This is a genomic window from Brachybacterium sp. Marseille-Q7125 (genome assembly GCF_023062615.1).
Lineage (GTDB): Bacteria > Actinomycetota > Actinomycetes > Actinomycetales > Dermabacteraceae > Brachybacterium.
Window position 1 is genome coordinate 1 of record NZ_JALLAL010000136.1, and the last position, 674, is coordinate 674.

1 pseudogene is annotated in these 674 nt (G+C 40.7%); it reads left to right on the top strand.

Annotation, left to right across the window (positions count from 1 at the left end):
- Positions 1-547 (top strand): annotated as a pseudogene (locus MU407_RS14050) (NADH oxidase); the annotation flags it as partial.
- Positions 548-674 lie beyond the last annotated feature (127 nt).

Genomic DNA, 674 nt, shown 5'->3' on the forward strand with positions numbered 1-674 from the left:
ATTAAACGCTGCTTCTGCAATACCTGCATCAAATGGCCGTAATACACCACTAGCAATAACATCAGAAGAACTATACGAACTTCTAGAACCTTATGGAGATGCTGCATTACGTGCACAAAAAGCTGTTGCAGTTGCTGTTGAAGTTCACTGCGCTCATGGCTATCTGGTTAGTAGTTTTATATCACAAAGAACAACTAAGCGTGTAGATGAGTTTGGTGGATGTTTTGAAAATAGAATGAGATTACCTCGTCTTATCATTGAAAATATACGTAAAAAAGTAGGAAATTCTCTAGCAATATTATGTCGTATAAACAGCACTGATGATGTTCCAGGAGGAATTGATGTACACGATAGTTCAGTAATAGCAGCATATCTAGAAGATTGTGGAATAGATGGACTTCATGTTTCACGTAGTATACATATACATGATGAATATATGTGGGCTCCTACGACTTTACATGCTGGATTCAGTGCAGAATTAGTTACTGAAATAAAAAAAGCTGTTAGTATACAAGTAATAGCCGTTGGACGTTATCCACATCTTTAGTTTTCTCAGTTAATGGTCAGCCAAGGAAGATCTGATTTAGTAGCATCCGGGAGACCAAGCGTGGTTTACAAGGCACTGCCTCCGCCTCACCGAGACCCTCGCCGCGGAGCCGACGCTCGAGCTCGTC